Source organism: Protofrankia coriariae (genome assembly GCF_001017755.1).
Taxonomy (GTDB): domain Bacteria; phylum Actinomycetota; class Actinomycetes; order Frankiales; family Frankiaceae; genus Protofrankia; species Protofrankia coriariae.
In genome coordinates this window covers 1-13,610 of record NZ_JWIO01000058.1, presented here as the reverse complement: position 1 = coordinate 13,610, position 13,610 = coordinate 1, and the positions used below count along the sequence as shown (strand labels likewise).

Here is a 13,610-nt window from a genome sequence, read left to right as displayed (position 1 = left end):
CGCTCGAGCCGCTCGACTCCGGTGCGCGGGGTCTCATCGTCAACACGGCCAGCATCGCGGCATTCGAAGGCCAGATCGGGCAGAGCGACTACAGCGCGGCCAAGGGTGGCGTTGTCGGGCTGGGGCTGGTCGCGGCACGCGACCTCGCTGCTGTGGGGATCCGGGTGGTGACCATCGCTCCCGGCACCTTCTTCACGCCTGCCTTTCAGCTGGACGAAGAGGCCGCGCACGAGACCTGGGGGAAGTCCGTTCCCTTCCCCAAGCGTATGGGACGCGCCGACGAATACGCGGACCTGGTGTCATTCCTCGTCGGCAACGATTACATCAACGGCGAGACCATCCGCATCGATGGAGCCCAGCGCTTCGGACCGAAATGACTGAAGCGGCCGAAGCGCGGCCGAGTCGGCCGGCTGTGTGCTCGCGGTCTGGGGCTCGCAGCCGGTCACTCACTGATCGGTGTCTACAGCACACGACCCTGTCGCCAGTTGGCACGCCCGAGCCGCGACATCTCAGTCCGGACATCTCGGCACAACTCTCGACGAAACCGTACCGACACGGCGCCGTGCCGGGAGACTGGGATCGCTCGAACCAGCGTCAGGCAGTAAGGGTCACGAACGGCCGAGCAGGAAATCTGCCCCGCGCTCACCAATCATCATGGATGGCGCGTTGGTATTGCCTGTGGTCACCTTCGGCATGACTGAGGCGTCGATCACGCGCAGCCTGTCAATACCGTGCACTCGCAGCTCGGGGTCGACCACAGCGTCGTCGTCAATACCCATCTTGCAACTGCCTACCGGGTGGTAGGACGGGACGACATTGCCACGCGCGTACGCCTCCCAGTCCGCATCCGTCCGGCACTCCGACTCAGGAGCGAAGCGTCCCGCGGTGATCTCCTTCATAGCCGGTTGCTCCATCACCTCTTGAACCAGTCGCAGACCCCTCAGCGTGTCACGAAGATCGTCAGGGTGCCCGAGGAGCTGCATCTCGATCCGGGGCGGCTCCGTCGGGTCCGCGCTGCGCAGGCTGACTCGACCACGGTACCGGGTGTGAGTGAAGGTCGAAGAGGCGAGAAAGCCCTCCTGCTTGGCAGGCTGAACGTTGAACATGCCATTTTCGTCGACGTTGCGCGTGATAGCGATGGGAGTGAACTGCAGCTGCACGTCCGGTGCCGGCAGCGAAGGGTCTGTCTTGGCCATGACCTGGACCTGGACCATCGTGAGCGCGAGCACGCCGGTGCCGTGCAGAACGTAATCCTTAAGGCCTCCGAGTATGTCGCCGATCCTCGGCTTGTTGAAAGTATGGATCTTCGCGTGGTAACGCTGCATGAGGTAGGCATGTTCGTGCAGGTTCGAGCCGACGCCGGGGAGGTTGCGCACGAGGTCGATGCGGTGCTCACGCAGGTGCGCAGAGGGTCCGATACCTGAGAGCATAAGTAACTTCGGCGTCGCCATGGTGCCAGCGCTGAGTACGACCTCCTGTCGGGCGCGGGCCTGCCTTACCTCGCCCTTGTGCTTGTACTCCACACCGACGGCAATCTTGCCCTCAAGCAGAACGCGCGCCACCGTAGCCTGCGTGCGCACAGTCAGCCGATCCTTCGGAGCGATACGCTTGATGTACTCTCGCGAGGACGAGGAGCGGGTGCCCCGGCGGTGGTTGACCTGAGCCAGAGCTACACCGTCCTGCTTCTCGCCATTGTAGTCCGCGGTCTCGGGGTACCCGGCCTGTTTGGCCGCCTTGATGAAGGCCATGTTGGCCTGACCTCGGTTGCATTGCGTGATTACGGAGACAGGGCCGCTGTCACCGCGGAAGGAATTCTCGCCCCCTTCCCAGGTCTCGATACGCTTGAAGGCCGGCAGCACGGACGCGTAGTCCCACCCCTTGCAGCCCAGCTCGGCCCAGCCGTCGTAATCGGCTCGGTTGCCGCGGACGTAGACGCAGGAGTTGATCGAGCCGCCTCCGCCCATCACCTTGCCCGCCATCCATGCCTCTGGGCGATTGCCTCGGGAAGGGTCCGGCTCGGCGGGATACTTCCAGTTGTGCTTTTCATAGGCAACCGCGACGCCAGCGGGGATCAGAATTTCCAGACGACGGCGATCGTTCTTGCCGGCTTCGAGGAGCAGAACGTGTGCGCCCCCTTCCGCAAGGCGACTGGCGACGACGGTGCCAGCAGAACCACCACCGACAACAACGTAGTCGTAGGTCTCGTCCGTCATGCCTGCTCCCCGTCCTGCTGTCTCGGCCGCGAGCGGCCAACAACGTCTCGGTGACGCTCGCGTACATAATCTTCTTCAGATTCGAATACGTCAACGCGTCTGGCCGTGGTTCTCACCCAGTGGGCGCCGCCAGCATGAGTGCCGTGCGACGGGCGCGGCAGACGAGTTTGCCCCTCTGGTTGAGGCCCCGATGCTCGAACTCGACGACACCCTGCCCCCGACGAGAGGACGACTCCCGGACAGAGACGACCTCGGTCTCCGCGAACAGTGTGTCTCCGATGAATACCGGGGCCGGAAAGACGATCTCGCTGAAGCCGAGGTTGGCCACTGTCGTACCCTCCGTGAGGTCACCGACGCTCAGACCGACGACGGTGGACATCGTGAAGAGGCTGTTCACAAGGACCCTGCCGAATTCGGTGCGCGAAGCATAGTCGGCGTCCAGGTGGAGGCTCTGAGTATTCATAGTGAGGGTCGTAAAGAGTACGTTGTCGGTGTCGGTGACGGTGCGTCCCGGACGATGCGAATACACGTCGCCGACCACAAGCTCGTCGAGGTAGCGGCCTCGCCGCACGTGGGTGGTCACCAGCGGGCCGCCTCTCGGAGTGCACTACGGTGGTCGGGGTGCGCGATTGCGATGAGGGCCTCTCCCCGCTCGCGCGTGGTCCGGCCGTCCAGTCGAGCCACCCCGTACTCGGTCACGACCACGTCGACCATCGTGCGCGGGATGGTGACCGTCCGAACCGATGCCGCGATCCGCGACACCTTTCCTCCGGAAGAGGCGGATGGGAGGGCAATAATACGCATGCCGCCGAGCGACCGCGTGGCGGTGTCCACATAGTCGAGGCTTCCTCCCGCGCCGGAGATCTGGCGACCATTAACGGTCTCGCTGTTGACGTTCCCGGCCAGGTCCACCTCGACCGCCGTGTTGATGGACACGAAGCGCTCGATCTCTCCCAGCCGGGCGGCGTCATGCGAGACCGACGACGGATACATCCCGATGGCAGGATTGTCGTCGCTGAACCGGAGCAGCTTCTGCGTGCCCATCATGTCGGGGCTCAGCACGGCGGGGGTGGGCACCACATCACCGGCGCTGAGCATCCCTGCCGCGAAGAGGTCCACCATTTCGTCTGTCGCCATGCCGACGAAACGCACACTGCCCAGATCAGCCGATGCCAGGGAACGCACGAGCGTTTCGGGGATGGCGCCGATGCCGATCTGGAGCGTGGGGTTCCCGGGAAGCAGCTGCAGGACGTTTCTGGCGATCACCGTGGAGATTTCGTCCGGCTTCGCGGAGGTATAGGTCGGCAACGGCGTTACGGACTCGACGAGCGAATCGAAGATCGACACATGCACACGTGACTCACCGTGAGTCCGGGGCACGCTGGCATCGACCTCAGCAATCAAGGTCTGTGCTGTATGCAGCGCCGACAGCCCATAGCTGACAGAGGGCCCGAGCGAGCAATGACCTCGAGCGTCCGGTGGGCTTACCCGCACGAGGGCAACTCCGACGCGCCAGCGCTCGAGCAGGGCCGCAAGACGCGAGGCCCGAGCGGGGACGTAGCCGATGACCCCTTCGGCGACCAGATCGCGGATCGGAGGCATGACGTGCCAGGTGCGATAGGTCATCTCCCCCGCTGTCACGGCGTCGACGAACGGGTAACCGCTGAGGAGCAGTCCCGATGACAGCGTCCAGTCGCGTCCGGGCGCTACCTCACTCAAGGCGTCGAGCAGCGTCGTCGGGGCGCCCATGCCAGGAGCCGACACCAGGTGACTCCCGTTGGGCACCCGTGCAAGGGCCTCACGGGGGGTGCGGTGTGGCAGGGCCTTCACGTAGGACCACTCCCCGCGGTCAGGCCGACGGCGAAGACGGCATCGAAGGCCGCTTGGTCGTACTGGAACTCGTCCACCTCGGCGATCAAGTCCGCTTCGAAACGGTAGATGAGGCGCTCCTTCATGCGCAGGACGCGATCACCGATCGTGATGACGCCGTACTGAAAAACGATCACTCGGTCGCCACTCATCGCGATGTCAATCACTTCGAAGGTGGCCGGCTGGGTCAGGATCCGCCGCATCATGCCGAACAGGCCCATGACTTCCGCCCGTCCGGCATACTCACCGGCGAGCGCATTGTGTCCCGGGACCCGCCACACACAGCCAGGCGCCAGGAGCGCCTCGATCGTAGGGCGGTCGCGTTCGGTGAAGGCCCGCATGAGGTTGTGCACTGCCGTGGCGTGCGGATGCTCCCATGGTGTGACCATTTCTGTTTTCTACTTCGGTTTTGAACCGAAGTCAATCGCCACAGCAGCGTCGCCGTGCAGCACCAGCCGGCCATCGTCGTTGGTCGTCTTCAGGGTGATCTGTACCCGAGCGCAGGAACCGTGAATATCGACCGCTGCGATGGTGGCCGTGGTGGTCAGCCGGTCCCCCGGCCACACGGGCGCCGTGAATCGGGCGCTGAACGTGCGCAGCGACTCGATACCAAACCACGAGGTGACAACTCGGCTGCTCAAAGCCATCGTCATCATCCCGTGCCCCATGATCGACGCTTTACCCGCGGACCTGGCCGCCGGTTCGTCAGTGTGCAACGGGCTGAAATCGCCAGACACCCCGGCGTACTGCACGATCTGCGTTCTCGTCACTTCGTCGCACACGACCATGCTGTGGATCTGGCCGACCTCAGGCAGGACGCTCATCAACGCTCGCTGACGTCGGCGGGGTTTCGACCAGCACCATCCGCGACCGCACGACAACCGCGCCGTGCTGGTTGCGCAACTCCTTCACGAGCTCGGTGAACAACAGCTCGCCTCCACGCTTGCTGCTCCTGGTCCAACGCCTGCCGTACTCCTCTGTCACCTCGAGAACATCGCCAAGATGAACTGGCAGCAAGTACTCGAAATGCTGCTCGGCGTGGAGAAGCTTACCGCCGCCCACAGGAGCGACAGCCAGCGCACCCGTGGGACGCATGCCTCGCATATGCTCGGGATCATGCTGGATCGAGGTCGCCGTGAAAGTGGGAGGAACGACCCGTCCAGGCGAGGGCATCGGTTCTCCAACCGCACGGGCGAAGGCCATGACATGGCCTTCCTCCACTGGGAAGCGCTGCCCCATCGTCAAGCCGCCGGACGAAAACGCGGCAACGCCGAACCAGCTCCCGTGTCGTGAAACACCACCTGTACGGACTGCCCGATGCTGAGGGTCTCAGGGTCGCACTCCACGATGTTGGTGAGCATCTTCGGGCCCTCCTCGAGCTCGACGAGGGCGAGCACGTAGGGACCGCAATCCTTGTACTCGAGAATCCCCCGGGTCGTCAGCGTGAAGCTGTACACCGTTGCCCGACCGGAAGCCTCGACCTGTTTCAGCTCGCTACTGTGGCAGTTCGAGCACAGGAAACGCGGGTACCACACGGACGTGCCGCAGGCCGTGCAGCGCTGGACGAGCAGCACACCACGAGAGGTCGCCTCCCAGAACGCTGCTGTCTCCGGCTGCACTTCCGGTACCGGAGCTGGCAGCTCCGCGCCTGTTGTCATGCATCCTCCCTGCCGAGAATGACGGTGGCATTGCCCATGCGCGTGGACAGCCAGCCGCCCGTACCGTGCGCCAAGGCGATTTCGCAGTCAGGCACCTGCACGGCGGAATGTGCCTCTCCGCGCAACTGGCGGACCGCTTCGATCATCTTCGTCATGCCGCCTCGGTTGGCGGGGTGATTATTGCAGAGCGAACCACCATCGGTATTGAAGGGCAGTTTGCCGAACGGCGCCTGCAGGGTTCCGCCGAGCACAAACTTGCCGCCTTCGCCCTTGTCGCAGAAACCGAGGTCCTCGAGCGCCAGCAGGACTGTGATCGTGAACGAGTCGTACAGCCCGACGTAGTCGATGTTACTGCGGCTGACGCCGGCCTCTTCGAAGGCATCGCGACCGGAACGGACTCCTCCGGTAACCGTCACGTCCTGCCAGCCGCCCTTCGTGTGCTCGATGGCCTCCCCATGCCCCAGAACAGCGACGCAGTGCCGGTCCAGGCTCTTCGCGATGTCCTCGTTGACGAGAACGAGGGCGCCGCCCCCGTCGGTGACGACGCAGCAGTCGAGCCGGTGCAGCGGGCTGCTCACCATCGGGCTGTTCACGACGTCCTCGACGGTGACGACCTTGCGTAGCAGTGCACGCTCGTTGTGCTGCGCATGCAATGAGGCGGCCACTTTGATCTCGGCCAGCTGCTCGCTGGTCGTACCGTACTCGTGGATGTGGCGCGCCGCGGCAAGCGCGTAGACCGCGCTGACGTTCATACCGAAGACAGGTTCGAAGGCCGCCTCGGGCGGAGCACCCATCAGCTGACCGGGTGCGCGCAACGCCGTGGTGCGCGGTCGGCCGCCAAGGGTGATGAGGGCGACGCTGCACTTCCCGGTGGCGATCGCGGCGGCAGCATGCCCGACGTGACTGAGGTAGACCGAGCCACCCATGTCGGAGGAGTCCATGTAGCGCACCGCGAGACCGAGGTAGTCCGCCATGGCAAGGCCGCCCAGTCCTGGCGCGTCCCCTCCGGTGAAGTAGCCGTCGACGTCGGCCAGCGTCAGACCGGCGTCAGCCAGTGCCCCGAGAGCCACCTCCGCATGGATCTGCGCGATGGACCTGTCGGGCAGCTCTCGTCCAGGATGCTCGTAGGCCCCAGCGATAAAGGCCTTGCGTCGGATGGTCACAGCCGGTCAGACGAAGGGATTCGCCGGCGCGGCGTCCGTGATCGGTCGGAACGCCTGTTCCACCTGCTTGCCGATCGTGGACAGATCCCAGGCCTCGCCCTCTGCGCGTACGGTGACCAGTGGCCGTGGGTCGCTGTACAGGGACACCTCAAGACCTCGCGCGTGAATGACGTGACCGTTGCACCATGCCGACTGTTCCGAAGCCAGCCAGGCCGCGATGGGGGCGATGTTGTCCGGGGACAACTTGTCGCTGTCCGGCCCATCGACTCCCGACTTCTTGGCCGTGTCCGTCATGCGCGTCGCAGCCGCCGGTGAGATCGCGTTCGTCGTGACACCGTACTTCTTCAGGGCCACGGCGCACGAGTAGGTGAGTCCCACGATGCCCATCTTCGCGGCTGAGTAGTTGGGCTGGCCCGGAGCGCCGTGCAGGCCCGCCCGAGAGGTGTAGTTGATGATTCGGTGGTTGGCCGCCGCGTCACCGAGCTGTCGCCAGTAGGAAGCGGCCGGGCGGATCGTGTTGAAGTGCCCCTTGAGATGGACCCGGATGACAGCGTCCCACTCTTCCTCGGCCATATTAAAGATCATCCGGTCACGCAGGATGCCCGCCACGTTCACGAGCACGTCGAGCTTGCCGAACTCCTCGATGGTCGACTCGACGAGATCACGGGCAGCCTCGTGGTCCGAGATGTCCGCACCATTCAGCTTGGCGGTACCCCCGTCGTTCTGGATCTCCCTGACAAGATCCTCGCCCGGGCTCCCGTCCTTTTCCAGGCCGTTCAGAGAAGCACCGATGTCGTTTACCACGACAGCCGCGCCCTCCCGCGCGAACAGCCGCGCGACGGAGCCGCCGATCCCGCGGCCAGCACCCGTCACAATCGCCACCCGCCCGTCGAGTGTTCCCATCAGCCGTCCCTCCGAAGGTCGTACCACCAATCAGAATCTAACATTGATTAGGTATCAGGACAAGGCACGTCGAGGCCCGCCTGTCGTCGGTCAGGCACCGGCGCGTCTGAGAACCCTGACGCGACCCGATGTGCCGTCCACCCGCACGAGATCACCTGTCCGCAGGACCCGGGACCCGACCCTGGTGTTGACCACGCATGGGATGCCCAGCTCTCGCGCAACGATCGCGGCGTGGCTGAGGGCTCCCCCGATGTCCACGACCAGGCCCCCGGACACGAACATGATCGAGGCCCAGCTGGGATCGGTCGTCGGGGAGACCAGGATCTCCCCCGGCTCGACGGCGGTGTTATCGGAGTCGCCTACGACGCGCACCAGCCCATCGACAATGCCAGGACTGGCACCGACACCCTCGAGCACGTCAACGATCGGCGTGGCGTCCCCTGTCCCAGGTCCGTCGAGGGCGCTCGGTTGCCCCAGCCACGCGGGCGGGATTCGCAGGGTCTCATAGTAGGCGCGACGCTCACGCCGTCGGGCCACCAGCTCGCGGGCATCGCGTGGAGGAGCGACGATCTCGTCTGTCGTCAGGTAGAAGACGTCCTCGACATCGCCGAGCAGGCCCTCGTCGACGAGATGCTCCCCGATGCGTCGCGCAGCCGCACGCGCCATGTCGAGAGACTGCAGAAACGCGGCCTTGCCGACTCCCCGCAGCGGGATGACGTTAGCCGCCAGACGGAGGACAAGACGCGCGCTCGGGCGACGGTGTCGTGGCAACGATGCCAGAAGTTTGCGCTCGAGCGCCTCGCGGGCCCGTCGCTTCTCCTCTTCGGCGCGTGTGGGATCCGCGCTCTCGTCCAGCACGCGGTAACCTTCCAGGAGTTTGCATAATGCGGTGTCGTCCTCCCGCCACACATGCCCCGAGATCTCGCCTTCACGGGGGCCGTGGAAACCGTGTCGCCGCACGACCTCCTCGATGGTCATGCGGTCCCGGGACGCGGCCCACATGTCGGTCACGATCGCGCTCTCCGCGTGCGCACCGTACCCGCTCATGAATGACGTCACCTCTCCGGCACCAGCACCTTCCACAAGTCGTCGGAGCTGCTCATAGACCGGCTGTACAGCGCACAAGACGTGGATGCCCTGTGCGGTCACGTTGCGGTCGAAACGCCGTGCGGCCTCACGGAACTGCCTGGTGGCCTCGGCACGAGAGAGGTTTTTCGTCTTGCCGATGTTCTCCAGCCACCACTGCTGCGTCTCGGCGTTCGCTCTGCACACCCTGTGTCCGATAAGCGCGAAACTGTAGGGAAAACGTACGGCGATGACCGGCCACCGGCGACGGCTCGGGCTGCTCGCCAGCTCCGGCGGCATGGCACCCACCACCTGCTCGGCCACTGCCGCACCCGAGGTGCCGGGGATTCGATCTCCGATCCCGACCAGGAAGTCCACCCGGCCTGCCACCCGGCCGTAGAAGACGTTGCACACACGGTCCCGCTCGTCGGCGGGGAAACCCCTTTCCTTTCGTGTCAGCGCACCCATGCTTCCGAACGCCGCCCGGGTGGCGCGCTCCGCCGTCGGGCCCCAGAACGTCCATCCCAGCGGCGTCATCACGCCCGGCATTGCCTCACCGAAGTTCGAGGTGCTCCAGAAAGCCTGGGGCGCGCTGCGGCTGTGGAGCGGATCCCACTGCTCGACAGCCGGTTCCATAGTCATGGTTGTATTCCTCTCGTCGCCGCTCTCCCGGTAGCTGTCCTGGCACCGGTTCGCGCGAACAGCTAGCGCACGGCCGCAGGTTGCTGACCGGACGCCGGAGTCACACCTCCAACATCCACTTCCGCGCCTCCCGTTCCCTTGCTCCGCCGGGAGGCTGTCGCATCGCGCTTCGAGCGCGCCTTCCTCTGGCGCCACACCGCGAAGGCGACGGCCGTGATGACGGCCACACCGTTGAAGAGGTCTGCCAGCCACTGCACGCCGGTGACGAGCTGCAGACCTTTGATGCCGGTGGCCAGGGCGTAGAGGGCGATGAGCGTCCCCCACACGTTGAAGCGGCCCGGATACAGCTGCGTCGACCCCAGGAAGACTGCGGCGAACGCTGGCAGCAGCAGCGCTCCGCCGAACGTCAGCGACGGCCCTGACAAGGATGCGTACAGGACACCCGCAATCCCGCACAGCGTCGCGCTCGTCGTGAGGGAGAACCACGTCCAGGTCCCCGTCCGCACGCCGGACAGCCGAGCCGCCTCAGCGTTCCCGCCGACGGCGTAGATATAGCGTCCCACCGGGGTCTGCGACAGCACCAGCCACAGGATGATGGCCACCACGAGCATGTACAGGACGACGATCTGAAAGCCGAGCACCTCGCGTTGGGTGAGGTCGCTCCAGGCTCGGCTCGTGGGCGGAAGCGGTTGTCTCTGACCAGAGACGATTGACTGAAGTGCCGCGATGATCGAGGCTGCCCCCAGGGTGGCGATGAAGGAGTTGACGCGCAGCACCACGACCACGAAGCCGTTGACGGCGCCGATGACGAAGCAGGCGACAACCGTGACACCGATGGCCGGCCACATGGACCAGCCCTTGTCCGCCTGCAGGACGGTCACGATGATGGTCGCGAGGTTGACGGTCGCACCGACGGAGAGATCGTAGGCTCCCGCGGCGAGCGGCACCAGGACGGCGAGAGCCACAATGGCCGCGATTGCCTGTTGCGCGGCCACCGAGTGCAGGGTGCCCATCGTGAGAAACAGGTCTGGCACCCAGATACCGAAGACGATGATGATGAGCGCCCACAGGTACAGGCCGGAGAAACGGTCGAAGCCCAGGCCTGGTCGAGGACGCGCGGGCGGCGAGGCGCTCATGCCGCCCGGTCCTCGGAGCCCAACGCCTCGCGGGCCACTTCGGCCACGGTCAGCGCGCCATTCGACAACTCGGCCACAAACCGTCCGTCGCGGAGCACCATGACGCGACGGCACAGGGCAACCAGCTCGTCATAGTCCGAGGAGCTCACGACAGCCGCCGCCCCCGCCTCCACGGCCGAGAGGATCTGACGATGGATCTCGGCCTTCGCGCCGATGTCGACACCCTGTGTGGGCTCGTCGAGTAAGAGAACCCGAGGGGCACATCTGAGCCACTTGCCGAACAGCACCTTCTGCTGGTTGCCACCGCTGAACGACCCGAGGGGAGCGTCCACCGCGCCGCGCGGGCGGACGTCGAGCCGCTCGAACCACGTTCGGGCCTGGGCGACTTCGAGTCGCCGCCGTAAGCGCGGGGCGCGCCAGAGGGCCCGGAGGGCTGGCAGGGTCAGGTTTTCGCGTGCCGACATCGACATGACGCCGCCCAGCCGAACGCGATCGGCCGGCAGCAGCGTGAGCCCCGCGGCGATCGCGCGGTCTGGTCGTCCGGGAGCCAGGATCACATCGCCGATCTGGACCCGGCCGCTGCTTCGCGGGATGGCGCCGAAGATCGCCGGGAGCAGCGTCTCCCGCCCAGAACCCGTGAGACCGGCGACACCGACCACCTCTCCCGGACGGACGGTGAAGTTCGCGGTCACCAGCGGGCCCGCCGACAGATCCTGAACACGCAGCACGGGAGCTGCGTGCGCCGTGGGCAGCGAGTCTGACGCCGCGCTCACCTCCTCCAGCTCGCCGCCCACCAGATGTTCCACCAACTCGCGCCTGGTGAGGGCCCTTGCTTTGGTGGTCACGACCTTGCGGCCGTCGCGCAGGACGCTGACGTCATCGGCAACCTCGAACACCTCGTCCAGGTGGTGAGTGACATACAGGACACCGACGCCGCTCGCAGCCACTGCCCGCACCACCGCCAGCAGCTGTTTGACCTCGGTGTCCGGCAAGGTGGCCGTTGGTTCGTCGAGGACCAGCAGGCGCACGCTGGTCCTGTCGGCGTCCGCGAGGGCCCTTGCGACAGCCACCCCGGTACGCTCGGCGGCAGCTAGTCCGCCCACGAGCGTATCGGGGTCCAGCGCCAGGCCCAGACGCTGAAGCGCCTCTTCCGTGCGCCGCCGCAGGGCCTTGCGACGCACTGCACCGCAGCGCGTGGGGAACCCCGTGGTCAGTGCGACGTTGTCCGCCACGCTGCAGGTGTCCACGAGGCCGAGATCCTGGTGCACGAAGCGGCAGCCGAGGTCGTAGGCAGAGGAGGCAACGCCGGCCTGCAGCGGCTGACCGCCGACTTCCACGCTGCCGCCCGGATCGGGATGGTGGTAGCCGGAGAGCGTCTTGATGAGCGTGGACTTCCCCGAGCCGTTCTCCCCCAGCAAGGCGTGCACGGTGCCGGCGTCGACCCGTAGGTCGACACCGGTGAGCGCGCGTGTCAGGCCGAAGCTCTTGCTGAGGCCGCGTGTGAGGAGGCTGGGTGGGAGCGGACCAGCTCCGTCGGCCCGCTCCACCAGCTCGCGAGGAGTCACCCTGTTTTCCACAGTTTCTCGAACTGCTGCCTGTAGTCCTCGGGCCGGTCGATCGAGTCCTGCGGGCTTCCCAGCGTCTCCTTGGTGAGCAGCTGCAGCGGAAGCGCACCGTTACCCGGTTCCACGGACATGCCCTGCGCATAGCGCAGCGCGACATCCACGGCCTTCCAGGCCATGATGTTGAAGGGCAGGAGCGTGAAGGCCTTCGCCTCGCCGGTCTGCAGCTCCTGCTGGTTGAACTTGGCCGGGTTGATACCGAGCAGCTGGACGTCGGGAAGACCTGCCGCCTTCACCGCCGCCTGCAGGCCCTGTGTGAACTCGCCCTGCACTGTGACCACATACTTCACGTCCCGGTTGCGCTGCAGCGCGGACACGACCGCCGGCACCACCTGTCCGCTGCTCACCTGGGCCAGCGTTACGTCTACCGTCCCCACCGAGCAGTCCGGGCATCCCGACTTGATCGTGGACACATACTGGTCTGTCGCAATCTTGAGCGAGCCCACGTCCGGGACGTTCACGATCAGCGACTTGCCCTGTCCCTGCGAGTCCGCGATGAAGAAGTTCGCGATCGCGCTCGCCTGAGCTCGAGCGTCGGCGGGCCCGTCAAGCGATCCTGCGGGGACGATCGGGTTCGCTGTCGTCTCACCGACAGCGATCGGGATGAGCGGCACGCCGGCCCTCTGGAACGCAGGGATCTGACTCCCCCAGACGGCCTCCGGTATGCCGGCGAAGGCCACGCCCACCGGCTTCGGGTTCATCTCAAGAGCCTGCTGCATGCCAGCGATAAGCGTCGCCGGGTCCGCAAGCTTGATCGGCTGGTTCTTGTATTCGAGACCCGCAACCTTCGCAGCCTCGCCCATACCCTTGGCGAGCACCTGGCACAGACCGTTCTCGCAAGAGAGAAAGACGAGCGTGCCTCCCTTGGCCGGAGCGCTCTTCAACGGCTCGGTCACTCCAACGGACGTCGGGGTCCGCAGCAGCCTCGCCACCTCTGCCTGGGCTGCCGCCAGCACGGCGGAGCCCCTTCCCGCCGTGGTCGGGGTGACGACGTCCTTGCCTGCGTCGTCGGAGCTGGAGCATCCGACCAAGGCGAGAACTAAAAAGGTCGCGGCAGCAACAACTGCTGCTGCCGGACGCAGGATGCCGCGCCGCGAGAGCGGTGCGGGCGTGGACACGTGGGACATTGAGCTCCTCTTACCTGGACCGATGGTGCCGGTCGCCTACTCACAGCGCTGAGCCGGCCGCAGGTGAGGGGAGTGACGGCCGTCACAGATTTTTCGTCAAATCTATATTTGTTTTGAACGTTGTCAAGCAGCACAGGAACGCCCCCGATGCCAGGTTCTGTCCGCCGGACGGCCGAGAGCAGCCGGCAGCGCGGTAGATGTCAAGTCAAATG

14 protein-coding genes (1 of these 14 running past the window's edge) are annotated in these 13,610 nt (G+C 65.7%); 1 reads left to right on the top strand and 13 read right to left on the bottom strand.

The features are described 5' to 3' along the window. On the top strand, positions 1–377 hold the end of the coding sequence (locus tag FrCorBMG51_RS22390; protein ID WP_047224989.1) for an SDR family NAD(P)-dependent oxidoreductase. Its footprint begins 424 nt before the window's first position; the window shows 377 of its 801 coding nt (coding positions 425–801); the start codon falls outside the window, past its left edge; it ends in the stop codon at positions 375–377. A gap of 231 nt (positions 378–608) precedes the next feature. On the opposite strand, the gene FrCorBMG51_RS22385 is transcribed toward FrCorBMG51_RS22390, so the two are convergent. From FrCorBMG51_RS22385 to FrCorBMG51_RS22325, 13 genes are all read right to left on the bottom strand, one after another. Continuing rightward, entirely contained in the window at positions 609–2,213 is a 1,605-nt protein-coding gene (locus FrCorBMG51_RS22385; protein ID WP_047224988.1) for a GMC family oxidoreductase, read from the bottom strand. 112 nt (positions 2,214–2,325) lie between these two features. Further along, positions 2,326–2,796: a MaoC family dehydratase gene (locus FrCorBMG51_RS22380; protein WP_047224987.1), complete on the bottom strand. Its 471-nt coding sequence runs from the start codon at positions 2,794–2,796 to the stop codon at positions 2,326–2,328. Continuing rightward, positions 2,793–3,962, bottom strand: a complete 1,170-nt coding sequence (locus FrCorBMG51_RS22375; RefSeq protein ID WP_052914950.1) for an acetyl-CoA hydrolase/transferase family protein — start codon at positions 3,960–3,962, stop codon at positions 2,793–2,795. Before FrCorBMG51_RS22375 ends, FrCorBMG51_RS22380 begins: the two co-directional genes overlap by 4 nt. A gap of 77 nt (positions 3,963–4,039) precedes the next feature. Continuing rightward, on the bottom strand, positions 4,040–4,471 hold the full coding sequence (locus FrCorBMG51_RS22370) for a nuclear transport factor 2 family protein (RefSeq protein ID WP_047224986.1): 432 nt from the start codon (positions 4,469–4,471) through the stop codon (positions 4,040–4,042). A 9-nt stretch (positions 4,472–4,480) separates the two neighbouring features. Continuing rightward, on the bottom strand, positions 4,481–4,906 hold the full coding sequence (locus FrCorBMG51_RS22365; RefSeq protein WP_047224985.1) for a MaoC family dehydratase: 426 nt from the start codon (positions 4,904–4,906) through the stop codon (positions 4,481–4,483). Continuing rightward, entirely contained in the window at positions 4,890–5,321 is a 432-nt protein-coding gene (locus FrCorBMG51_RS27545) for an FAS1-like dehydratase domain-containing protein (protein ID WP_047224984.1), read from the bottom strand. The genes FrCorBMG51_RS22365 and FrCorBMG51_RS27545 overlap by 17 nt, the downstream gene beginning before the upstream one ends. 2 nt (positions 5,322–5,323) lie before the next feature. After that, positions 5,324–5,740: a Zn-ribbon domain-containing OB-fold protein gene (locus FrCorBMG51_RS22355; protein WP_047224983.1), complete on the bottom strand. Its 417-nt coding sequence runs from the start codon at positions 5,738–5,740 to the stop codon at positions 5,324–5,326. Further along, positions 5,737–6,903 carry a thiolase domain-containing protein gene (locus FrCorBMG51_RS22350; RefSeq protein ID WP_047224982.1) on the bottom strand — a complete coding sequence of 389 codons (1,167 nt, stop codon included), beginning with the start codon at positions 6,901–6,903 and terminating at the stop codon, positions 5,737–5,739. Before FrCorBMG51_RS22350 ends, FrCorBMG51_RS22355 begins: the two co-directional genes overlap by 4 nt. A gap of 6 nt (positions 6,904–6,909) precedes the next feature. Continuing rightward, positions 6,910–7,806: an SDR family NAD(P)-dependent oxidoreductase gene (locus FrCorBMG51_RS22345; protein ID WP_047224981.1), complete on the bottom strand. Its 897-nt coding sequence runs from the start codon at positions 7,804–7,806 to the stop codon at positions 6,910–6,912. 90 nt (positions 7,807–7,896) lie between these two features. Continuing rightward, a complete protein-coding gene (locus FrCorBMG51_RS22340) occupies positions 7,897–9,513 on the bottom strand; it encodes a PEP-utilizing enzyme (protein WP_052914948.1) in 1,617 nt (538 codons plus the stop codon). 62 nt (positions 9,514–9,575) lie between these two features. Next, the gene (locus FrCorBMG51_RS22335; RefSeq protein WP_047224979.1) at positions 9,576–10,649 is read right to left on the bottom strand and encodes an ABC transporter permease; all 1,074 of its coding nucleotides are present in this window, start codon (positions 10,647–10,649) and stop codon (positions 9,576–9,578) included. Then, positions 10,646–12,196, bottom strand: a complete 1,551-nt coding sequence (locus tag FrCorBMG51_RS22330; protein WP_047224978.1) for a sugar ABC transporter ATP-binding protein — start codon at positions 12,194–12,196, stop codon at positions 10,646–10,648. Before FrCorBMG51_RS22330 ends, FrCorBMG51_RS22335 begins: the two co-directional genes overlap by 4 nt. 14 nt (positions 12,197–12,210) lie before the next feature. After that, a complete protein-coding gene (locus FrCorBMG51_RS22325) occupies positions 12,211–13,398 on the bottom strand; it encodes a sugar ABC transporter substrate-binding protein (protein WP_235433820.1) in 1,188 nt (395 codons plus the stop codon). Between the last annotated feature and the right edge of the window lie 212 nt (positions 13,399–13,610).

Coding starts and splice junctions, on each gene's coding strand:
- FrCorBMG51_RS22385 (WP_047224988.1), bottom strand. CDS start 2,213: ATGACGGACGAGACCTACGACTACGTTGTTGTCGGTGGTGGTTCTGCT.
- FrCorBMG51_RS22340 (WP_052914948.1), bottom strand. CDS start 9,513: ATGACTATGGAACCGGCTGTCGAGCAGTGGGATCCGCTCCACAGCCGC.
- FrCorBMG51_RS22345 (WP_047224981.1), bottom strand. CDS start 7,806: ATGGGAACACTCGACGGGCGGGTGGCGATTGTGACGGGTGCTGGCCGC.
- FrCorBMG51_RS22375 (WP_052914950.1), bottom strand. CDS start 3,962: ATGGGCGCCCCGACGACGCTGCTCGACGCCTTGAGTGAGGTAGCGCCC.
- FrCorBMG51_RS22335 (WP_047224979.1), bottom strand. CDS start 10,649: ATGAGCGCCTCGCCGCCCGCGCGTCCTCGACCAGGCCTGGGCTTCGAC.
- FrCorBMG51_RS22370 (WP_047224986.1), bottom strand. CDS start 4,471: ATGGTCACACCATGGGAGCATCCGCACGCCACGGCAGTGCACAACCTC.
- FrCorBMG51_RS22365 (WP_047224985.1), bottom strand. CDS start 4,906: ATGAGCGTCCTGCCTGAGGTCGGCCAGATCCACAGCATGGTCGTGTGC.
- FrCorBMG51_RS27545 (WP_047224984.1), bottom strand. CDS start 5,321: ATGGGGCAGCGCTTCCCAGTGGAGGAAGGCCATGTCATGGCCTTCGCC.
- FrCorBMG51_RS22325 (WP_235433820.1), bottom strand. CDS start 13,398: ATGTCCCACGTGTCCACGCCCGCACCGCTCTCGCGGCGCGGCATCCTG.
- FrCorBMG51_RS22355 (WP_047224983.1), bottom strand. CDS start 5,740: ATGACAACAGGCGCGGAGCTGCCAGCTCCGGTACCGGAAGTGCAGCCG.